Source organism: Aquimarina megaterium XH134, assembly GCF_000520975.1.
Taxonomy (GTDB): Bacteria; Bacteroidota; Bacteroidia; order Flavobacteriales; family Flavobacteriaceae; genus Aquimarina; species Aquimarina megaterium.
Map to the genome: position 1 here is coordinate 163,289 of NZ_JACB01000001.1, position 24,307 is coordinate 187,595.

The following is a 24,307-nucleotide window of genomic DNA, read 5'->3' on the forward strand; positions in this document are numbered from 1 at the left end:
TATTTTTAAAGTGTATGTTTTATCTTGTATCCAACCAGACCATAGAAAATTAAATACCCATAGCATGCTAGAGGTATAAAAAAGGATAGTTTAATACCTATATAATCTGCTACTACTCCCTGTAATAGGGGTATTAGCGCTCCTCCGACTATCATCATTACTAATAATGAGGATGCTTGACTTGTATATTTTCCTAAATCTTTTATCGCTAGTGTAAATATATTTGACCACAAGATTGAATTAAATGCTCCAATCGCTATAGCGCTCCAAAAGGCTAGCTCTCCATTATATAAGATCATGATTAATAATAATACTATAATTATTCCTGCAAATAAGGTTAATACTTTTGAAGGTTTGGTGCCTCCTATAAGGAAAAACAAATAGTTACTAATTAAGAAAACTACAAATAACCAAATTTTAGAAAATGATAAAAATTGTAGTGAAAATGTACCATCCTCAATCTTTATCGCAGTAATAAAATAAAGAACAAAAAAGAACAGAATCGATAACGAAGCCATAAGGAGATATTTTTTCGTTTTGCTGGTAATTTCGCTCATAGATACTGACCCCAAAAACCTACCAATCATTGCACCTCCCCAATAATATGACAAAAATACTCCTGCCTCTGCTTCTTCCATTCCCATAATGGTTTCCAGGCCAAAGAAATTTATCAAAAAACTACCAATAGATACTTCACCACCTACATAAAAAAAGATAGCAAACATACCCAAAACAACATGCCTGAATTTTAATACTCCAAGCCCTTTCTCAATTTTTTCGTTATTGATAAAAGATGGTAGCCTAACAAATTTTATGATAATAGCTAATATAAAAAACAGGCTTCCATATATTAGATATGGCATCTTTAAAGAAGCTACTGTAATTTCACCATCAGAGAACACTTTATATAACAGTATTGCTCCTACAATCGGGGCCAATGTAGTGCCAAAAGAATTGAACCCTTGTGCGAGATTAAGTCTACTTGATGCAGTTTCTGGCTTTCCTAATATGGCCGCATATGGGTTGGCAGTAATTTGTAAAATTGTTACTCCAGAAGCAAGAACAAACAAAGCTCCCAAAAACACAGGGTATCGTTGATAAATAGCTGCAGGGTAAAAAAGGCAACAGCCAATCCCACACAATATAAGCCCTATAATAATTCCATTTTTATATCCTATCTTAGAAATGGGGTCTCCTATACTTATCGAAGTGATAAAATAAATAAGAGAAATGATAAAAAAGGCTCCAAAAAAAGCAAACTGTATTAATGCCGCCTGAAAATAACTAAGTTCGAAAACAGCTTTTAAATGAGGAATTAACACATCATTCATAACCGTAATAAAACCCCATAAAAAAAACAAAAAGATAATCGCAAAAAAGGGCTTATTGTAGTTGTTTTGCTTTTCTGACTTTGTAAGCAAAGAGTTGGTTATATCTGACATATTATTCTTAAGTTATTTTAATTATTTTTTAGAATAAAGGACTGAAGTATCCCATCATTATTTGCTATTAATACTTTCTTACTATTCTTATCATTAAGTATTTCAATTTTTTTAGCATCTTTTCTAGTAAAAAAACCGCTTTCTTTTCCTAATAAAGCAGAAAAATTGCCCTTACCATCTCCCAACATTAATACTCCTGTCCCTGCATCATTTCTTGGCGTTTCTATTTCTGACACAAATAAATTTCCAACCATTAATGCATCCAGATGACCATCTTTATTGAAATCTTCAACCATGATATCATTAATACTCGAAAACTGCGCCTGGTATGGTAAAGGTGAAATCTTATACTCTCCTTTACCTAAGTTTTCGATATAAGAAGAAGCAAAAGTTTCTGTTTTATAGTGTAATGCCCCTTGTAATTTTTTTTCACCATAAACTTGGTTTATCTCTAAAGACGCAAATAAATCATACTTGCCAATCTCCTTTTTAAGAAGAGGTATTTGTTCTGCCGAACATGAAAATCCCCTTAATGGATAGTGCTTATTTTTATTGTAATATCCCAAAACTATGTCATTGCTACCATTATTATCAAAATCATCATAATAGATATCAAAAGGAGCTTTTTTGGATGTTTTATATTTATAATTTAGACCTATATTACCTGCTATAAAATCTATATCACCATCATTATCAAAATCTCCTTTTTCGATACTAAACCACCATCCTGATGAGTTTTTTAAACTCTCATTAGTCTCTTTATAAAATTTACCATCTTCATTTTTAAATAAAGTAATGGGCATCCATTCTCCTACGAGTATAAGATCGATATCATTGTCATTATCATAATCGGCCCATACTGCATCTGTTACCATCCCAATGTTCTTTAATTCTGGAGCTATCTTATCTGTAACGTTTATCAACTGACCATTTTCATTATTTAAAAGCATGCTTGTGGCTGGCATAGGATATTGATGAGGTATAACTCTTCCTCCTATAAAAAAATCTATATCACCGTCTTTATCATAATCTTCGGCTATTACTTTTGATCCACTATGACGATTTACATTAAGAATTGCTCCTTTAGAGAAATTTCCTTTTCCGTCATTAAGATATAATCGATCTATATAATGAGGATCATTTTTTGGATATTCATTACCACCACTTACCACATATAAATCCAGAAATTTATCTCCATTTACATCTGCAAAAATTGCATCTACATCTTCGTAAGCATTTTCTTTTTTCCAGAAATTTTTATCACTTCTAACAAATGTCTTTTCTTTATTTTGAATATAAAGCTCTGCATCAAACCCTGTAGCTCCTCCTAGAAATACATCTTCTAAACCATCATTATTAACATCTCCCACTGCCATAGCTGGCCCGAACTGAGATAGTTTATGTGGTAATAGTAATTGATTCGTATAATCATTAAATACATTTTCCTCATGCTTAAAATCAATCCCAAACGATGAGGTGTTTTCGGTAAATAAAAAATTCTCTTTATGCATATCTACTCTACTAATATCCTTAGCAGAAGCATTGTTCATTTCTAATTGTAATACTGTATTTGCTGAAATATTTTTTTGTATCGTTTTACGACCATTTGGCCAGGTAACGATTAGGCTATCTATTTTTTCATGATTACCCACTCCAAAATGCACTAAAGGATCACTGGTCGAATAAATTCCTCTAACATTAGTGGTCTCCTGGGTTTGCACATTACCATCACAATATAATTGTATCCTGGTTCCAAAAACAGGTTTTCCTTCTTTGTCTGACAATTGAATTCTAAGGAAATTAGATGTTGGTATTTTCTCAGAATTATTGCGATATATAAATGCTTCTTCATTGATATTATTCACCACAATATCTAAGTCACCATCGTTATCAAAATCGGCATAAGCGGCTCCATTTGAAAAAGATTCTTGATCTAGCCCCCATTCATTTATAACTTTTTTAAATTTTAGATCTCCATAGTTTTTAAATACATAATTTTGTAATGGTTGTGATGGTATTAGGGATAGCGCCTTATCCAAATCCAGTATTTCCCAAATACTAATTTCTCCTGCATTTGGGTTTTTCTTTATCCATTCATTTGCTGTTTCAATAACAAATTCTCCAACTTTTTTATCTGCATCGGTATTACGAATGTCACGTAGCAATCCATTTGTAACATATACATCTTTTAGTCCGTCGTTATCAAAATCTGCAATAAGATTGGCCCAACTCCAATCTGTAGCTGCCATATTTGTTAGCTGAGCAACATCACTAAAAGTTGAATTCCCGTTATTGAGTTGAACAGTATTGTACATATACTGGTAGTGTCCTCCATTTTTTACTACTTTCTGAAAAGCTTTTGGATTCATCCCGCTCATATTTGATTTAGATCGAAAATTATCCTCAGACACCATATCTACTACAAAAACATCTAATAAGCCATCATTATTAATATCTGCAATATCTACCCCCATACTATAATAAGACATATGATTTAAGGCATAATCAGCCTGATTAGTAAAAGTGCCATCCTTATTATTTACAAAAAGAAAATCTGGTGCGTAAAAATCGTTTGCTATGTAAATATCTGTCCATCCATCATTATTGATATCACTGGCAGATACAGCATTGGGGAAACCTGTTCGCATGAGTCCTGCCGCTTCTGTTACCTCTACAAAGGCTTCTTTTCCTGTATTCTTTAGTAATTTGATATGATACTCTGGTCGAAGTAGCTTTGTTCCAAAATAATCTGAATAACTCCCTGGATTAGGAGGTTGTGTTAATAAAAGTAAATCTAGTAGACCATCTTTATCATAATCTAAAAACGTAGCGTGTCTGGTTCGTTGAGAATCTGCAATACCATATTTAGTCGCAGATTCTATAAAAGTTCCATCTCCATTATTAATATACAATAAATTAGTTCTCCATTCTGGTTTATCATCATAGAGTTCTCTACTTACATAAACATCAACATATCCATCATTATTAACATCTGCAATAGTTACTCCTGTAGACCAACCACCATCATCTTTTACTCCTACTTGTTGGGTTACATCTTTAAAAACAAGATTTCCTTGATTAAAATATACTTTATCAGGGACCATATTTCCTGCAAAATATAAATCCTGTAAGCCATCATTATTAAAATCGCCAACTCCAACTCCAGCACCTCCATAAAAATTAGCATATTTCAATATATTTCTTTCTTTGGTATCTTTTATCGTATTTGAAAAAGTCACTCCACTATGAGAAGAATCTAGTATCGAGAATCTTTTCTGTATACTATTATCTTTCACTTCTTTTTTCCCATAAAAAAGAAGAAACACTATTATAATAACAGGTACACAATACAAGTATAAATTACCATTTTTCATTTCATCATAAGTATATTTCTCAAAAAAATGAAGGGGAAATTAATTTCCCCCTCATCGATTTTGGGCGACAAAAGGGTTCAAAAAAAACACATAAACTATTCCTTATCCCACCACACTCTTGTGGTTAATACATCTGGCCCTTGTCTTGATATTGCTGCGTTGTAATTTTCGGTATTATTACTTTGTTCACTAACAGCGTATGTTAATCTTCTAGGTATTGTTCCATTGGTAACATTTCCAGGGTAATTAACCGGAGTTAATACGGGATACCCTGTTCTTCTCCAGTTTGCAAATGCTTCATATTCATTTAAAAATGTTGCTGCCCAATATTGTGTATTGATTTGCTCTAAGGCATTGGCCACAACAAAAGGATTATCAATTAAATATTGATCTATATCTGCATCTGCAATTGCTCCTGCTGTACCATATAATTCTAACATTTTCATAGCTGCTCTTACTCCTGCATTATAATGGGATTCGGGATCACCTCCTGCAAGACCCCATCGATGTGCTGCTTCTGCTAACATAAATTCAACTTCTGCATAAGTTTGGAAAAACATTGGGGCATCTTCTCCTGTAATAATATTTCTATTAGGTTCTGTATAAGCATCTGTGTCTTCTTCTCCTGTTAATGCCATTAGCAAGCTAGCATCTAATCCATTAGGTAGTCCTTTTTGGTCTGCCGGATCTGTACTTTCATCACTTCTTCGTGCTCCAAGAATTGGTAATCTCGGGTCTCCGGTTAAGAAATCTACAAATGTTTTACTCAAACGAGGGTTTCCATCTGCAGTAAAAACCTCTCCGATTCCATTTTTGTTAATACCTTCGGGACCTGTTGTATGCTGAATATAAGCGATATCAGCATTAGATGTCATAACACCTCCTGCAATAGCCTTTGTGACCCATTCTTGAGAAGCTGCAGGGTCTGCTTTAATCAATCGTAATCCTAAACGTAACATCATAGAATAAGCAAATTTTTTCCACTTTTCCTGATCCCCGTTAAACATTAAATCTCCTGATCCAAAACCTGAAGTACCAGTGCCCAAAGCAGCAGCAGACTCTTCCAGTTCTTTTAACATATCAGCATAAATTTCACTTTGCGCATCATATTTTGGTTTCAGTATTCCTTCTAAAAAAGCTTTACCAGCTTCACTATATGGAATATCTCCGTGCAAATCTGTTAATCGATGAAATACAAAAACACGCTGTATCCTGGTGATCGCTTTCATCTCTTCGGGATGTCCTTCCTCTTCTAATTGGATTAACATATCTTCTAATGTTTTTACAGCATTCCCATAAATCCTGTCAATCATTGAAGAGGCATACCCTTCGTTTAAAGTGTATTTATCTCCAGCCCAGTAACTCGCAGTTGTAGACATATGCTGCATCATGGTAGAGCAGTAAATTAGGTTTGCTCTCCAATTCTCATATCTTTCTCCAGATGTGTATAGTTGTGTAGCAGATAATTTATTTACTACACTTACTTGTGTTGGTTTAGTAGGGTCAACATTTAATTCCTCAAAACCTTGATCACATGAACCCAATAGTATTGTCAAGAATATTATATAAATTGATTTTTTCATGATTCTTTTTTTTAAAACTTTAAATTCACATTTAATCCGTAGCTTCTGGTAGAAGGAAGTCCAAAATATTCAAGACCTTGTGCATTACCTACATTATAAGCACTTTCTGGATCTATATTATCTACTGTTCGCATGATATAGAATAGGTTAGAACCTATCACAGAAATCGTAGCACTATCTAAAAAAGTATTATCTAGCAACTTATCAGGAAAACTATATCCTAAACTCAATTGTCTGAATTTTATATAATCTGAATCCTCAACAAATTCTTCTGCTATTTGACTAATTCTACCGTAATAGGTTTGTAAATCCTCTGGAGCCACTGTGGTGGTAAATTGCTCTCCGGTTTCTGCATTTACACCTGTAACGGTCAATCCATTTTCTCTACCAGCCAGAGTACCTTTATGTAATCCGTTTCCATAAGTAACTGTATTAGTTCCGGAAAAAATCTGCCCACCGAACTTACCATCGATCAAAAAGTTCAATATTAGATTCTTATAGGTAATTGTATTTGTAAACCCTAGTGTTAAAGGAGGAACTCCTTCTCCAAGAATTTTTCGCTCTCCTCTTTGTGCTAGTGGAACACCATCACCATCAATTTCATACACTATGTTTCCATTATCATCTCTCACATAGGATACGCCAAAAATGGTTCCATATGCTTCTCCTACGATTTGTTTGATTTCGACATTTCTCGACCTGGGTTCTCCCAGGCTAATTTCTCCCTCATCCTCGTTGGTTGCTATTACTTTTCCTGAGTTATGGGCTCCATTGATACTAGTTTCCCAACTGAAATTTTCCGTTTTTATAGGTGTTCCTGATATTAAAAATTCAATTCCTTTATTTTCTACTTCTCCAATATTTGCCAAAGCTCTTGAATATCCTGAAAATACAGAAGTACCTACCGGAACTATATCATTGGTTGTTTCATTATTATAATATGCAATATCAAATGACAGTCTATTATTAAAGAATCTTGCGTCTAGACCTACTTCAAATTCACTTTTATTAAATGCTACCAGATTAGCATTTGGCACCTGATCTCCTGCTATGGCTCCCAGAGGTTGTCCCTGATGCCCTTGTCCAAAAATCTCATATGTCAAGGCCAATTGATATGGATCTTGTGCTCCTCCTGCTACTTTTGAATACCCTGCTCTTAGCTTTAAGAAATTAATTTTTTCGGGTAACTCTAATGCTTCCGATAAGATAAAACTTGCACTTACAGAAGAATAGAAATCATCATTTGGAGTTGTTTTTCCTGGAAATGATAATGTAGAAAACCAATCATTTCTTCCTGTAAAAGTTAAGTAAGCAAAGCTATCGTAAGAGAATTCAACAGATCCATATAACGATCCTATTTTCCGTTTTCCATTACCAGGATTGTCCCTGTTGGCCCCAAAAATATTTTCCGAGGATTGATTAACGGTATTCCCAAATTGCTCTAATCCTGGTACTATAAAATCATTACCTCTAAGTATTTTTGTTTCCTGAGAGACACTATTCCCATTTGCCCCGATAAAAATATTTGTAGCTAGCCTGTCTGTTATATTTTTTTCTACTCCAAGTATTAAATCTGCATCAATTTGACTATATCTAATTTCTCTCTCTTCTATACCTCCTAATGGTTTATATGCGGTTCCGAAAGGCTCTACTGCAGTTCTTCTAATTGTGTAGTGATCTACTCCTGCTCTACCAGAAACATAGAACCAATCAAGAATATCATATCGTAACGATGTAGAAGCTATAATTCTATTTTTTGTGTCTTCATTTCTAAAATTATAAGCGGCAAAGTATGGGTTTTGAGAAAACGTATTTGACGAATATTGTCGTTCTGTTAAATCTTCATTTGCTCCTGGATTCATAAACCTAACATCTACATTTGGAGATAAATTAGATACTGTAAAGTTTCCATTTCCTGGGGCATCAGACAAACGAGGCCTATTCATTACTTTCTCTACAACATACTTTACATTTACCTGAGTCGTAAGTTTTTCAGCCATAACCGCACCAGAATTCAATGAAAACGTTTTTCTATTCAATCCAGAATTTGGAGTGATATCATTATTAGATAGGTCAGAAGCAGAAAATCTATAATTGAAATTATCTCCTCCATTTGTTAATGCAACAGAATTAATATATGTCGTTCCTGTTCTGTAAAAATGATCTAAATTATTACCGACATATGAATATGGTCTAGATACACCATCCCATTGTATAACACTAGAACCATCTAATCGTTCTCCCCATGAAGATAGACCTACATCCAATGCCTCTTCCTGATTTACTGGTTTGGCTGCTCGCCTACCCTGGCCATATTCGGTCTGAAAATCCTGTAATGAGGTATCTACTTTATCAAATGTTACAGAGCTACTAATTTCTACTCCAAAACCTTTTTGCTCTTTCCCTGATTTTGTTGTCACTATAATAACTCCTCCTGCGGCTCTCGAGCCATATAAAGCTGAAGCAGCTCCTCCTTTTAATACACTTACAGATTCAATATCGTCGGGATTGATACTAGAAATACCGTCTCCTCCATCCGAACCTCCCCATAAACCAGCAGATCCATTATTATTATTACTAATCGGAATACCATCAACAACGTATAAAGGTTGATTATTTCCAGTTAATGAACTTGAACCTCGAATGATTACTCTACTCGAACCGGCTGCACCAGTTGAGTTTTGAGTAACATTAACTCCGGCAACTTTTCCTTGTAATGAATTAACCGCATTGGTAAATTTAATTGTAGATAACTCTTCTCCTCCAACCTCGGTTAAAGAATACCCTAGAGCTTTAGTGGTTTTCTTTATTCCTAAAGCTGTTACTACTACTTCTCCTAGTTGTTCAGAATCTGTGGCTAATGTTACGTTTATATTTGCTTTCCCATTTATAGCAATTTCTTTTCCTTCAAATCCAAGAGAAGAAAATATTAGAATACCCGATGAGTCTGAAACTACAACAGTATAATTTCCATCAAAATCTGTTGATGTACCATTAGATGTTCCTTTTTCAATTACATTCACCCCAACCAGAGGTATCCCGTCTTCACCCGTTACAATACCAGAAACGGTTTTTTTATTTTGCGCTAATGTTACACTACTTGATAAACACAACACAATTGTTAAAAAAATCAGTAATTTATCAATCATACTATCTTCTTTTAGTTAATTTATTTCTATATCGACAGTACAAATGTTACTCTAATGTTAATTTTTTATATAAATTTTTCGATCAATGACAACTCAAAAAGGTTAAATAACATCGAATTGATTTATAAAAGAAGTGGCTTAACACGGCATGTTTTTTAAAAATTATAGCGCCAAACGAGTTACTTTATTCGTTAATCTTTACTACAAAAGCGAGGGTATTCAAAAGTTTGGTTTTCATTTTTTTGGGAATGTCTATTTCTATGGTATTACCTTTCCTTATCCATTTTAAAGGAATATCGAACCCAAGTAGTTTTAGTTTCGCTTTATCTGAAGGTACATATCCAGAGAATATAATTTTGGAAGGTATCTCGGTTTTAGTCTCTTCTATTAGGTAGATGAGGTAGACTGTTCCATCTCTTTTCTTTGTGATGCAAATGTTCTCAAATTTGTAGGGAGGTATAGATCTTGTATTGTAAATGGCTTCATTATTTACGTTCATCCATTTGCCAATTTCTTCAAGTAGTGTGTAAGCACCTTCATCCCATTCTCCCATAGCATTGGGAGCTATATTTAATAATAGATTTCCTCCTTTTGCTACAATATTTACCAATGTATGTATTGCTTCTCTCCCTGTCATATATTTTGCATCTGGTGTCCAGGACCACCCACCACCCGATATGATACAAGACTCCCATGGGTATGGAAGTGGACTTTTAGGAACTCTATTCTCGGGAGTCAAATAATTTTGGTTTTTTCCGTGAACAGCCCGATCAACGACTATTAATCCAGGTTGTTTTTTTCTGGCTTTAACCACTAGTTCGTCCATTTTGATATCCTGATTTACTATACGATGTTTTAAGTAGCCATTTTTTTTATTGACTAATTGTTTGTCGTACCAACTTGTAATTTCTGATTTTGAGGTTTTAGCTACCCATCCACCATCTAGCCACAAAATATCTACTTTTCCATAGTCTGTAAGCAATTCTAAAATTTGATTATGTGTAAAATCAATATACTTGCTCCATTTTTTGGGATATGCTTCGGGCTCATAATTTACATTTCTGTCTTTTGGCGGAAAATATGGATCCCAATAATTCTCATGGTTCCAATCTGGTTTTGAAAAATAAGCTCCCGTCCAGAATGTCTCTTTTCTAAAAGCATCAAAAATCTCCCTGGTAATATTAGCTTTAGGGTTTTTAGAAAAAGGAGTTTTAGAATCTGTTATTTTATAATTGGTATACTTCGAGTCAAACATTGAGAATCCGTCATGATGTTTTGTAGTAAAAATCACATATTTCATCCCCGCATTCTTAGCTGCTTTTGCCCACTTCTCAGGATCGAAATTAATAGGGTTAAATGTTTCTTTTAGTCCTTCGTATTCTTTTTTATAACTATTGTAATCATTGGGATTAGTTCCTTTTTTACGCTCACACCATTCATATTCTTCGGGGCATAACGACCATGATTCTACAATTCCCCATTGACTGTATGTTCCCCAATGCATTAGCAGCCCAAATTTGAGATCTTGCCATTCTTCCAGTTTTTTAAGCACTACAGTATCTGTTTCAGGAACATAACGTTCTTCCTCATAAATCGCTTGAGCCATGCTATTCTGTACAAAAATCAAAACTACCCAAACTACTAAAAAACTTGAATTAATATCTTTCATGTATTAGAATTTATAATAAATGGTCAATCTTATTTATTTCAAAATAAACTGCAGTCTTCCTCGATTAATTAATTCCTGATGTGAGATAAAATAACTCTCATGTGCTTTTTCATTCACTAATATGGTATTAATAAAAGCTTCTTTTTTGGGAGTATTAGAAGTGATTACGATCTTATCATTGTTATAATATTCTCTATTTAAATGAATTGTGATTTTATCAAATTTTGGAGTACAAAACGTATATATCGGTTGCGCTGGTGAAACTGGGTATATCCCTATCATCGAAAATATAGCCCAGGCCGACATAGTACCTGTATCATCATTTCCTGGTAACCCACCCGGAGTATTTTTATAATACGTTTCTAAGAGCTCATTAACTGTTTTTTGTGTTTTCCATTCTTCTCCTCTTATATAATTAAACAAAAAAGGGTATGCTATATCTGGCTCATTTGCCATGTCGTATTGCTTATTATCAAAAACTTTCTGTAATTGCTCTAAAAATGGTTGATCACCCCCCATAAGTTTTTTTAATCCAGAGATATCGTGTGGAACCATAAAAGTATATTGCCATGCATTTCCTTCTATAAACCCAGGGTTTTTTACAAAATTAGCTCCGGTATCAGGATTATATGGAGATAGCCAGCTTCCATCATCATTTTTAGGTCGTAATAAATTGAATTCTTTATCAAATAGACTCTTGTATGTTAATGATCGTTTTGAAAAACGCAGGTAATCTTCTTCTTTTCCCAGTTCTTTGGCTAGCTGTGCTATGGCAAAATCTGTGATATTATATTCTTGTGTTGTAGATACCGATCCGCTATTAGTTGTTTTTGTGGTAAGATATCCCTTTTCGATATAATCTTTGATACCGGGACGTAGTGGGTTATCATCCAATTGATCTGCACTTTTGAGCATAGCTTCATATGCTTTTTCAATATTAAAATCCTTAATTCCTTTTAGATAAGTATCTGCAATAATAATTCCTGCCGGATCTCCAACCATGGTTGTTGTTTCTGTTGCATTTAATTCCCACTTAGGCAGCCATCCTGTTTCATCATAAATCTGCAACATGCTCTTGATCATATCTGATTGTTGTTTTGGATATACTAGACTCATCAATTGATGTAAATTTCGATAGGTATCCCAAAGTGAAAAAACAGTATATCGCGTTCCTTCTGTTTTTAAAGTCTCCCTGGTTTTCATTTTAGGGTATTCTCCATTTACATCATTCAGAGTATTTGGATGTATAAGCGTATGATATAGGGCTGTATAGAATTTTACTTTATCCTCTTTTTTTCCTCCTTCTACTTCAATTTTTGACAAGTATTGATTCCAGTTTTCCCTGGTTTCTTGTCTAATTTGATCAAAAGTCTTATCTGAAGTTTCTTTTTCCAGGTTTTCTCTGGCATTCGCTATACTTACATACGAGATTCCTACTTTCATTTCTACCTGTGTTGGGGCTTCAAAATGATATTTCATATACCCTCCAATACTATCTCCTACTGCTTCTTTTGTGTATCCTTTCTTTATTCTTTCTTTTCCATTATACCCCATCCACTGCGCTTCAACCCCCTTGTATTTCTTTGGTTTTTTCCATACTCCAAATTCATCTGCTGGTCTAGAAAATCGAGCTACAAAATACACTGGATATGCTTCTTCTGGTTTATAATAACAAAATGACCCTACAGTACGTATTCCTTCTATTTCTGTTGAAGATACTATTTTGATCATTCCACCTTGTTCATTGGTAAGCCCTAATCCCAAATTGAGTATTATATTAGATTCTCCCTTTGGAAAAGTATATTTGCTTACCCCTGTTCTGGTCGTAGCTGTTGTCTCTACTTTAATAGTATACTTATCCAGCATATTAGAATAATAGCCTACTTCTGCAACTTCATTAGAATAAGTACTACCATATAAAGAATGATCAGTTTTAATTGCTCCTGTGGTTGGCATTGTGAGAATCACACCCAATTCAGGGCATCCTACTCCGCTAAGATTTACGTGACTAAAACCTGTTAAATACTTATTTTCGTGAACATAAGGTGTAGAAAACCAACGGCTATCTTTTTCTAAAGGAAGATTTTGTTTTCCTGCTACATTAAAAGGGGATACACTTGCCATTCCTCGTACAGCAATTGGCCCCGGATTGGTTGTTCCAAAATTTGAGGTTCCGATAAACGGGTTTACATACTTTGTCACATCAATTGACAGTTTTTCAGTACTATTATTTTCTGTTGTCTTTTCTACTTTAGTTTCCTTTTGACAAGAGAAAAACAATAGGGTAATTATTATCCATAGTTTCAAAAAATATATCTTTTTAAAAATAATACTATTCATCTTCTCTTATTTTTATGTAATACCTGAAGGTCTATTTTAAATTAATCTATTCCTTACTTAAAGAATAGGGAACTTCTTCATTTGAGTTGGCCCAATCTTTATTTGGAGTATTGGTCATTTTGAAATCTAAACGGCCTCCCTGCTGAATTACTTCATAATCCAAATAACTATTATGATATGTTTCTCCGTTTAACAAAGCTGATTGGATGTAAACATTCTCCTGATTATTTTCTGGAGCATTAATTACAAATTCATTTCCATTTTCTAATGTAATTGTAGCTTTCTTAAACAATGGACTTCCTATTACATATTGATTCACTCCCGGAGTAACCGGATAAAACCCTAAAGCACTAAAAACATACCAGGCAGAGGTTTGACCATTATCCTCATCTCCACAGTATCCATCTGGTGTTGCAGAATACAGTTTAGTTAATACTTCTCGTATTTTTTCCTGAGTTTTATACGCAACATTAGCATAATTATAGAGGTAAATCATATGCTGGATAGGTTGATTTCCGTGGGCATAGTTTCCCATATTTACAATTTGCATTTCTCTAATTTCATGGATTGTAAATCCATAGTAGGAAGCATCGAATTCTGGCGGCATATTAAACACATGATCCAATTGCTTTTCGAATTCAGGTTTCCCTCCCATCAATTGAATCAGACCTTCTATATCATGAAAAACAGACCATGTATAATGCAAACTATTGCCCTCGGTAAAGGCATCTCCCCATTTTAAAGGGTTAAAAGGGGATTGAAAACTACCATCTTCGTTCTTACCTCTCATTAATTTAGTAGTAGGGTCAAACAAATTTTTATAGTTTTTAGATCGCTCATAGAATGTTTTTGCGATCTCTTTTTTTCCTAGTTTTTCTGCCATTTTAGCAATGGTAAAATCTGCATATGCATATTCTAATGTTCTTGCTGCATTTTCGTTGATATTAACATCATAAGGGACATATCCCAATTTGTTATAATAATCAATCCCTTCTCTTCCTACAGAACGTATTTCTTTACCATTAGATAAGGGACGCCCTTCTGATGTTGTTGCATTTTTGAGGATCGCTTCGAATAAGGTTTCTACATCCATATTAGGAATTTCTTTTAAAAATGCGTCTGCTATTATGGGTGCAGAGTTAGAACCAATCATGCAATCTCTATGTCCCGGACTAGCCCATTCGGGGAGCCACCCTGATTCTTTATAGGTATTTGCTAACCCTTCCATTATCTGGCTATTCAATTCGGGATACATCATGTTGAAAAAAGGAAATACTGCTCTGAAAGTATCCCAAAACCCATTATCTGTAAACATATAACCTGGCAACACTTTCCCATTATATGGGCTATAATGTACTACTTCATTCTTTTCATTGAATTCATAGAACTTCCTTGGAAAGAGCAACACTCTATATAGACAGGAATAAAAAGTTTTGATATGATCAGAATTATCATCTTCGATCTTAATTTTACGTAATTCTTTTTCCCAGGCTTTTTTTGCCTTTATTTGAGTTTGTTGGAATGTATCGTTTCCTACTTCTCTGTTTAAATTTAATTGTGCTTGTTCTGGGCTAATAAAGGATGATGCTACTTTTACATGTACCGTTTCTCCTTTTTTAGTTTCAAAACCTATTATAGCCCCTACATGCTCTCCTTCATTTTCTTTTGAATTTTCTACCAATTTCCAATCCTCTCCCCAGGTATGATTGATGTTAAAATCTTTATCAAATTCGGCCACAAAATAATTATGAAAATTATCTGGAACCCCTCCACTATTATTTCTACAATATCCTATTATCTTACGTTCTTCTGGGATAATTTTTACCATAGAACCTTTAAAAAAGGCATCCAACATAATATAGGATTGATCTGCTTTGGGGAAAGTGAATTTAAAATGTGCTGCTCTTTCGGTAGGAGCAACTTCTGCCACCACATCATAATCTGCCAAATATACCTTATAGTAATATGGTTTTACGGTTTCTGCTTTATGAGAAAACCATGAGGCTCTTTCATCTTCTTTATACTTAAGATCTCCTGTTATGGCCATTACTGAAAATGCTGCATAATCATTGATCCAGGGACTTGGCTGATGCGTCTGTTTTATTCCTCTTAATTTATTCTCATCATATTTATAGGTCCATCCATCGCCCATTTTTGAAGTCATGGGTGTCCAGAAATTCATCGCCCAAGGAGTAGCAATTGCAGGGTAGGTATTACCATTAGATAAGTCAAAAGCTGAGTCAGTTCCCATTAATGGGTTCACATAATCTACCAAACTCTGTGCTAGAACGGTTTCTTTACTTTCTGTCTTTTCTATATTTTGTTCTTTACAGGATAGTATTGATATCACTATCAGGCAACTCCATATTCGTCTAGCTTTCATCTTTTATTTCTTTTATATATTAATCTGCTATATCATCTATTGTTAATTTAATTCTACAGCATTTCCATGACCTCGATACAGTTTTAATTCTCCTTCTAATTCTACTTCCAAAACAGTTACATAGGTATCTAAGTTTTCTTTTTTAGGAACTTCTATTCTTACAATTCCCGGAATATTGTTCCAGGATGCTCCTCCGTTTCGAACAAAAGTTAATTCTTGATTTTTTCCGACTACTTTAATTGATTTTATTTTATTCTGAATTCCTTTTAAAGAGATATAGTTTTTAGGCTCATTAAACAGACATAAATACAATTTTGTAGTATCCTTACTTAGGAGTGTGGGACCATAAAAGTGACCATATGGCAATCCTGCTTTAGTATCAAAAACAACTTTTTTATGGGTATTAATCCAGTTTCCCAGTGCTTCTAATCGTTCTTCTTGTTCTTTAGGAATTGTTCCGTCTGGTTTCATTCCAATATTAAGCAGTAAGTTTCCTCCTGTGGCTATTACCTCAACAAAAGTTCTAATAATCTGCGAAAATGGCTTGTAGTTCGTATCGGAAGGAAAATACCCCCAATTATCATTCATGGTCATACAAAATTCCCATGGACCTTTTGGCCTTACCACAGGAATTCCTTGTTCTGGAGTACTATAATCTCCATATGTTTTTAATCTAGAATTCACAATGGTTTTAGGGTTCCAGGATAGTAATGAGTCTTTTAAGGATTGTGCTCTCCATTCTTCACTTGATTTTTCCCAATCTCCATCAAACCAATACAAATCGGGTTGATATCGATTACTGAGTTCTTTTAATTGTCCTTTATAAAATCTAACAAAACGTTCCCATCTTGTTAAATTCTCCAATCCTTTTTGAGGGTAATCATTTTTAGTGTCTGGTCTGGGAAATACAACATCATAATCTGGATGCGACCAATCACATAAAGAATAGTATAATCCTACTTTTAATCCTTCTTTTCGTAGTGCTTCGACATATGGCCCTATCAAATCTCTATTTGCAGGTGTTTTTTCTTTAACATTTAGAGTACTGTATTGGGTGTCCCACAGAGAAACTCCATCATGATGTTTGGTCGTCATTACAGCATATTTTGCTCCTATTTTTTTAAACAGTTTAGCCCATTTTACCGGATCATAATGTTTTGCAGTAAACCCTTCGCCTTGTTTCATATATTCTTCATAGGAGATTTTTTTATGGTATAAGGACCATGATTCTGCTATTCCGTTTACACCATAATATCCCCAGTGGATGAATATACCCAGTTTGGCATCTTCAAACCAGGATAATCGTTCTTCTTCCGTCGGTTTTTCGTTTTGCGCAACCATCAAATTTCCAATACTCAACAAAACAAGCATGCAAATTGTTCTTATGTATTTCATCTGATTTATTTTAAACTAATATCTATCAGTTAATTAAAATTTCATCTACAAATAACCAGGTATCTCCTCCTCTTGGGTTTTCTTTTAAGTTTGCTATTTTCACTTTAATAAATCTTGCAGTATGCTCTTCAACATTAATTTTAAAATCTTTTAATTCAATAGTAGCATTATCAGCATAGGATCGTTTTACTTCTCCTGCTTTTTTAAAATCTTTTCTATCTATTCCTGTAAACACTTCTATTGCAACAGGAAAATATATTCCCGGGCCTTGATGTTCCATTGATCCAACAATTACCTGATTTATGGTATCTTCTTTTTTAAGATCTATGATAACTTCCATATCATCCTTTAACCATGCCTGCCATTGCCCATCCTGAAAATTTTTGGTTCCTCTTAAGGTATTTACTAATGTAGATTTTCCTGTTCCTGTATATCGATCACTATAAGGAATAGTATATGCTACAGTACTGGCTACTCCTTTATGAAATACAATAGTGTCCTGAAATACTTTACCAATCGGTTTGTTCTCTTTAAATATTGACGCTTTAACTATTGTGGTCTGGTCTAATACAATAGGATCCATATATTTAACAGGAGTATCCTCTAGTCTACTATCGTTTAACACATATCGTATATCTGCATCAGTATATTCGCTTTGTAGTGTTAATGAAACTGATTTCTTTTCTAAATTTGTCTCGACTTCTGGTCGTATTAGATACGAGCTTTTTGCATAGTTAATTCCTAAAAATTCATACCGTTGAAACATATTGATCATTCTATTTGAAAAATCATCCCAATCTTTCTGGTTTTTGGCGCTCCATACCGCTTCTGATAAGGCAGCTAATCTTGGGTAAATCATATACTGGGAGTGTTCTTTTGTAGGGATATACTCTGACCATAAGTTTGCTTGTCCACCAAGCACATGCTCAGCTTCTTCTGCAGTCATTGAATCTACTATAGGATCAAATTGATATACTTTACTTAATGGTGTATATCCGCCTATTGCCAAAGGTTCTTCATTTTGTGGTCCTTGGTAATGATCAAAATAGCAATGAGTTCCGGGTGTCATAACCACATCATGTCCTTGCGCTGCGGCTTCTAGTCCACCTTTTACGCCTCTCCAACTCATCACAGTTGCATCTGGAGCTAATCCTCCTTCTAAAATCTCATCCCAACCTACTAATTTTTTTCCATGAGAGTTTATAAATTTCTCCATTCGTTTTACAAAATAACTTTGTAATTCTTCTTCATTTTGCAATCCTTCTTCTACTATTCGTTTCTGGCAGTGCTGGCATTTCTTCCAATTGGTTTTGGTCGCTTCATCTCCCCCTATATGTATATATTTTGAAGGAAATATTTCCATAACCTCGACTAATACATCTTCTAAAAAAGTAAACGTACTTTCTTTTCCTGCGCAGTATATATCTGTAATTGGCCAAACTCCACCAGAAGGCACTCCTATTGGTTTTTCAAAACATGATAAATGTGGGTATGCTGCAATCGCACTAGATATGTGAGCGGGCATTTCTATTTCGGGTATAACCTCTACATTTCTAGATTGTGCATAGGTAACTATTTCTTTTAATTCTTCTTGAGTTAAAAAACCTCCATAAGTCCCTTTATCTTCTGGTTTTACAGGTAGTCTGGCATTCCAATGTAAGCTCTCCTGATCTACTCTCCATGCTCCTACCTTTGTAAGTTTTGGGTATTTTTTTATTTCTATTCGCCACCCCTGATCATCAACCAGATGCAGATGTAACACATTCATCTTATGCATAGCTAAACCATCAATTACCTCCTTGATGTATTCTTTATCAAAAAAATGACGAGAAATATCCAACATTAAGCCCCTCCACTTAAATCGGGGACCGTCTTTAATTTCTACATTCGGAATTTCCCAGGTTCTATTTTCTAATTTAGTTTTGCTGTCTATCTTGGGAGGTAGCAATTGACGTATTGTTTGTATTGCATATGAAAAACCTGATGGGCTACTTGCCGTAATTTCTATATGATTATTATCTACTTTAAGATCATATGTTTCTGGTTTACTGGTTTTGTCAATCGTAAAGGCTACATAATTCTTTTTTGGCTGTTCTTCTGTTATTATTAAATCCCATCCTGCTACTGTTTTAAAATTATCTTTTAAGACATGAATTGGTTCTTTGGATATGTCATTTGAAATAAAAAACTTAGTATTTTCATTAAATTCGAATACTCCAGGATTAATTTTAACCATCTCCGGCTTAGGAATGATTTTAATATCCTCTTCTGTATATATTCTCTTTTCATTGGTTTTACAACCTAATACCAATAGAATGGTGATCAATATTGTGAGTTGTTTCATCATAATATGGTTTTTGTGTTGATTTAATCTGAACACCTTGTTATACTTATTTTTGATAGACCTAAGCTAGTATTATCTATAAAACCACCTTCATTTCTAGTTTTCCCAAGCCATTTTAAACGTTGCATCTTCTAGTCTGTTTCCTTTCTCTATATCATTTATAGCATAATTAAAGCCTGATCTTAAGCTATAGCCTCCGTATTCTCCATTTTTATTTAAAGCTATGAATCCCACCTGAAGGTATTCCATATCTTTATGGTTCTTATGTTTATTATAGATTCGTTCTACGATTTCTTTACAAGCTTCGGCAGGAGATTTTCCCTGACGCATTAATTCTACAACCATGGCACTTCCTGCTGTACGAATAACAGCTTCTCCTAAGCCGGTCGCTGCTGCTGCTCCAACCTCATTATCCAGAAATAATCCGGCTCCAATTATTGGAGAATCTCCCACTCTTCCATGCATTTTCCAGGCTGCACCGCTGGTTGTACAAGCTCCTGATATATTTCCATCCTCATCTAAAGCCAGCATACTTATCGTATCATGGTTTTCGATATTTATTACGGGTTTATAATTAGATTTCTGTAACCACTCTTCATACGCTTTTTTGGTTTCTGGAGTTAATAAATTTTCTTTTTCAAATCCCTGGTCTAAAGCAAATTGCAATGCTCCCTGACCGGTTAACATAACATGGGGTGTTTCCTCCATTACTTTTCGAGCTACAGAAATAGGGTGTTTGATATGTTGCAAAAAGGATACGGCTCCGCAATTGCTATTATGATCCATTATACAAGCATCCAAAGTAACATTACCTTCTCTATCAGGAAATCCTCCTATCCCAACACTTTGATTTTTTGGATCTGCTTCTGTTACTCGTACTCCTTGTTCTACTGCATCTAATGCATTGCCTCCTTTACTTAATATTTTCCATGCCTCGTCATTGGCTGCAATACCATGATTCCAGGTAGAAATAACAATGGGCTTTACACTCTTTTTAATTTCTTTTTCTTCTTTAATAACAGCTGTTACCTCTTCTTTTTCATTTGTTTTACAACCAAAAGTTGTTAGTATTAAAAAAAGTGATACGTAGCAATACTTAGTGTTAATTTTCATCTGTTCTTTTTTTATTGTTCTTTTAATTGTCAGATGGAATTCACCATTGATCATATCGGTTGGTATTAACCTAATAATTATGGCTCATTTCATAATCAATATATTTTATTTACTTCTGGTAATGATGAGTTTTTAAAGGCTTCGTCATTTGGAGAATTACTCATTTCAAATTCGAGAAATCCTCCATTTACAATTTCTTTATGCGTTATGTACATACGGTTAAGTGGTTCTCCATTTAATCGTATGCTCTTGATATATGTATTCTCTTTAGATAGGTTTTTAGCCGTGATCAAAAATATTTTTCCGTCTGATAGATGTATTTCGGTTTCTTTAAATATTGGTGCTGTAATATGATATACTCCTTGCGCCGGGTTTACAGGGTAAAGCCCAAGAGAACTAAATATGTACCAGGATGACATCTGCCCGCAATCTTCATTCCCGCAATGTCCATTGGGTTCATTTTTGTATTGTCCTTTTAAAATTTTGTGAGTTAATTTTTGTGTTTTTGAAGGTTGATTTACGTAATTATACAGATATGCTACATGATGACTTGGTTCATTACCATGTGCATATTGCCCAATCATTCCTGTACTAAAAATAGGTAGTTTATCTCCTGGTTTGGGGTCATAAGAAAACATTGAATCCAGTTTTTGGATAAATCGCTCTTTTCCTCCTGTATTTTTTATCAACCCTTCTATATGTTGAGGTACAAACCAGTAATATTGCCAGGCATTACTTTCACAATAAAAAGGTGTATATTCTTTTGGTTTAAAAGGAACTACAAATTCTCCCAGCATGTCTTTGGGTTGAATCCAGTTATTCTTATGGTTATACAATTTTTTCCAGTTCTCAGAACGTTTCATAAAATATATATAATCCTCTTCTTTACCCAGGTCTTTTGCAAACATAGCGATACACCAGTCATCATAGGCATATTCAAGAGTTTTAGAAACAGACCAATTTTCATGATGCTCTCCTATCGGGATATACCCTAAACGCTTATAAATATCTATTTCTCTATCCTCTACCATGGCACTTTCCTTACACGCTTTGTAAGCAAATTCTGCATCAAATTGAAAACCTTTAAAATATGCATCAACTATAACCGGAACGGCATGATACCCTATCATCATATTGGTTTCATTTCCTTGCATAGACCATACAGGTAATACTCCAGTTTCTCTATAATGAGCCAGTATAGATTGGATCATATCAGGAACTCTTTCTTGCTGAATTATTGTATATAAAGGATGTGCTGCTCTAAAGGTGTCCCATAACGAAAATGTATCATAGCGATTAAACCCTTTGGCATTTACAATAGAATCGTTAGCTCCTTTATAATTTCCGTTAGGATCACTTAATAATGTTGGGGCCAACATAGATTGATACATCATTGTATAAAAAATACTCTTCTTATCATCATCTGCAGTTGTAATTTGAATCTTTTGTAATTCACGTTCCCAAATGGCTTGTGCTTTTCTAACATAGTGATCAAAATCGAAGTCAGGAGCTTCTGTATTTAATGATTCTTGGGCCCCTTTAATACTAGCTGTAGACAACCCGGTTTTAATAGTAATCTGTTCATTTTCTTCTGTATTATAATACAGTATAATTTTTGTATTTGTTCCTTGAACAGGAAGTGTAGTTGGTTCTTCATCTTTAAACACTTGATATGTCGTAAAAGGTTTTGAAAACTGCATTACAAAAAAGACTCGTTGATCTTTTGCCCACCCGGTAGACATTCGATATCCCTGAATCGTTTTGTCATTTACTTTTTCTATGTAAGTATCTGTAGGTTTATCCCAGTTTATAGCATATCCCAGATCCACATGTATTGCAGTTGCAGTATCTTTAGGAAAGGTATATCTATGTATACCTACTCTATTGGTTGCTGTAAGCTCTGCTTTAATCCCATAATCCAATAAATCTACGGTATAATATCCTGGTGTAGCAAATTCTTTATCATGACTATATGTAGAGAATGGTTTATAATTGTTTTCTTTTATTTTTTTTGAAAACCTGCTATTGGTGGGCATTACCAAAATATCATATAAATCTCCTGCTCCGGTCCCGGTAAGATGTGTATGAGAAAAACCACTAATGATAGAATCTTTATAGTAATATCCTGCAATTCTATCCCATCCCGGAATTCCTATATCCGGACTTAACTGTACCATCCCAAATGGAAGTGTTGCTCCTGGATATGTATTACCAGGACCATCTGTTCCTATAAATGTATTTACATAAGAAGTTAATGATTGTTCTGGTAGATTTACTGAAACCTTCTCTTGATTGCATGACCAAAGCAATAGTAAAAGAACGATATGTGAATAGAATATTTTTTTCATTTTTGGTATGAATAAGATCTCACAAATTTTAAAAACTTATTAAGCTAGCACATCGGATTATTTTTTTGATTTTTTAATTACCTCTAGTTGTTCTTCTGTTATTGCATTGCCGTCAAAAAATGAAATCCCTGACGCTCCATTATCTTTTGCCAATTGTATGGCTTTTGATACATCATTTGCACTCATAGGAGGAAGATATATTCCTGTATGCAATTTAGTTTGCTTTCCTTGCAGATCATTAACTCCTTGTTTGGTAGCAAAACCAATCCAATCTACCTCTTCGTTATAAAAGTTGTGATAAATCATGGGTAATACTTCATCTACATTCCATTTATCCCATCGTTGTCTAACCATATGATCTGCCATTTCGGGATATGGAAATACGGCTGCGGTTAACTTTTTATCATATTTATGAGCAATTTCATAAGCCTCATCTACTACTCTTTTTATCTGATTTAATCTGAATTGTTTCCACTCCATATCTATTGCAATATTTTTAGCTTCTTTTGGATTTTTATGATGCTTTTGCTCAAATGTTTTTATACATACATCGCAATAACAAAAATCGAACTCTGGTAATTCTTCATCTTGTACTAAGTTATATTTTGGTAATAACCCAATCGGTAGATAGATATCTGGATATCGAATATAATCGAGATGTACACTGGTTACTCCTTCAACCTTTGCCAGTTGTTCTACTAACCCCAAAATATGTGCTCTAGATTCTTTTCTGGTAGGGCATAACCACTGATAATAATCTACATATGGTCGTGTATCGTAACACGATTTACCTTCTCTACTCACAGCATACCATTCTGGATGTTGTAAAGCCGCTTCATCACCTGGTCGATTCATGGTAAACATCCAGGCATGAACTTCTAATCCTTCTTTTGTAGCTATAGGTGTTAGTTTTTTTAACACTTCGGGATCAGCCAATGTATTTATTAATACTGCATCTATGCCATATTCTTTATATTTTTTGAACTCCTCTCTATATTCGTCATTTGATTTTGAAGGGTTCGCAGTAATCCAGGTCCAGTACTTAAATGGTGCTGTCTTCTCTTCTGAAACATCTTCTTTTATAATTACTTCTTCTTTTTCAGTTTCGGTTTTACAACTAACACTGACTAGTATACTACATAAGAGTATAATTTTGAGCATCTTCAT

The 24,307-nt window shown here is 34.2% G+C and carries 12 protein-coding genes; all 12 read right to left on the reverse strand.

Annotation, left to right across the window (positions count from 1 at the left end; all coding sequences use genetic code 11):
* Positions 1–5: 5 nt before the first annotated feature.
* The 12 genes from Z053_RS0100620 to Z053_RS0100675 all read right to left on the reverse strand — a co-directional run bounded on the left by Z053_RS0100620 (position 6) and on the right by Z053_RS0100675 (position 24,307).
* Positions 6–1,442, reverse strand: coding sequence for a sugar MFS transporter (locus Z053_RS0100620; RefSeq protein WP_025663093.1), 1,437 nt, complete (start codon positions 1,440–1,442; stop codon positions 6–8).
* Between the two features lie 17 nt (positions 1,443–1,459).
* A complete protein-coding gene (locus Z053_RS0100625; RefSeq protein WP_025663094.1) occupies positions 1,460–4,816 on the reverse strand; it encodes a VCBS repeat-containing protein in 3,357 nt (1,118 codons plus the stop codon).
* Positions 4,817–4,911: 95 nt separating this feature from the next.
* Positions 4,912–6,399: a SusD/RagB family nutrient-binding outer membrane lipoprotein gene (locus tag Z053_RS0100630; protein ID WP_025663095.1), complete on the reverse strand. Its 1,488-nt coding sequence runs from the start codon at positions 6,397–6,399 to the stop codon at positions 4,912–4,914.
* 11 nt (positions 6,400–6,410) lie between these two features.
* A complete protein-coding gene (locus Z053_RS0100635) occupies positions 6,411–9,548 on the reverse strand; it encodes a SusC/RagA family TonB-linked outer membrane protein (RefSeq protein ID WP_025663096.1) in 3,138 nt (1,045 codons plus the stop codon).
* A gap of 184 nt (positions 9,549–9,732) precedes the next feature.
* The gene (locus Z053_RS0100640) at positions 9,733–11,217 is read right to left on the reverse strand and encodes an alpha-L-fucosidase (RefSeq protein WP_035094548.1); all 1,485 of its coding nucleotides are present in this window, start codon (positions 11,215–11,217) and stop codon (positions 9,733–9,735) included.
* 33 nt (positions 11,218–11,250) lie between these two features.
* Positions 11,251–13,557, reverse strand: coding sequence for a GH92 family glycosyl hydrolase (locus Z053_RS0100645; protein WP_025663098.1), 2,307 nt, complete (start codon positions 13,555–13,557; stop codon positions 11,251–11,253).
* A 46-nt stretch (positions 13,558–13,603) separates the two neighbouring features.
* Positions 13,604–15,940, reverse strand: a complete 2,337-nt coding sequence (locus Z053_RS0100650) for a GH92 family glycosyl hydrolase (RefSeq protein ID WP_025663099.1) — start codon at positions 15,938–15,940, stop codon at positions 13,604–13,606.
* Between the two features lie 42 nt (positions 15,941–15,982).
* Positions 15,983–17,335 carry an alpha-L-fucosidase gene (locus tag Z053_RS0100655; protein ID WP_025663100.1) on the reverse strand — a complete coding sequence of 451 codons (1,353 nt, stop codon included), beginning with the start codon at positions 17,333–17,335 and terminating at the stop codon, positions 15,983–15,985.
* Between the two features lie 25 nt (positions 17,336–17,360).
* Complete coding sequence (locus Z053_RS0100660) at positions 17,361–19,682, reverse strand: beta-N-acetylhexosaminidase (protein ID WP_316930154.1); 2,322 nt, start codon at positions 19,680–19,682, stop codon at positions 17,361–17,363.
* Positions 19,683–19,775: 93 nt separating this feature from the next.
* Positions 19,776–20,786 carry an isoaspartyl peptidase/L-asparaginase family protein gene (locus tag Z053_RS0100665; protein ID WP_025663102.1) on the reverse strand — a complete coding sequence of 337 codons (1,011 nt, stop codon included), beginning with the start codon at positions 20,784–20,786 and terminating at the stop codon, positions 19,776–19,778.
* 101 nt (positions 20,787–20,887) lie between these two features.
* A complete protein-coding gene (locus tag Z053_RS0100670) occupies positions 20,888–23,140 on the reverse strand; it encodes a GH92 family glycosyl hydrolase (RefSeq protein WP_025663103.1) in 2,253 nt (750 codons plus the stop codon).
* A 57-nt stretch (positions 23,141–23,197) separates the two neighbouring features.
* Complete coding sequence (locus tag Z053_RS0100675; protein WP_025663104.1) at positions 23,198–24,307, reverse strand: putative glycoside hydrolase; 1,110 nt, start codon at positions 24,305–24,307, stop codon at positions 23,198–23,200.